Below are 265 nucleotides of genomic sequence, written 5' to 3' on the forward strand. Positions count from 1 at the left end.
ACGGTGACCTTCGGCCGCAACACCGGAGCCCGACCGCCCGCGGTGGCGGGCGCGCCCGCGGCGCCGTGAGCGTCATTGGACGTGTCGGCAGCGTCGGGCCGGGTGGGGGTGTCGCCGCAGATCAGGGACATCAGGGCGTCGGCGCGGCGTTCGGCTGTGGAGTAGTTCGGCTCCGGCTCGTCCGGGTCGGTATCGGGGTCGGCGGTCCGCGCGGCAGCAGCGGCGGTGGCGTCGTCGTCGGCGGCCTGGTGTTCGGCGACGCGTT

The 265-nt window shown here is 75.5% G+C and carries 1 pseudogene; it reads right to left on the reverse strand.

Annotated features, from left to right (window positions below):
* A pseudogene (locus HMPREF3086_RS18875) lies at positions 1–265 on the reverse strand (HNH endonuclease); the annotation flags it as partial.

The organism is Dietzia sp. HMSC21D01 (genome assembly GCF_001815995.1).
GTDB lineage: Bacteria > Actinomycetota > Actinomycetes > Mycobacteriales > Mycobacteriaceae > Dietzia > Dietzia cinnamea.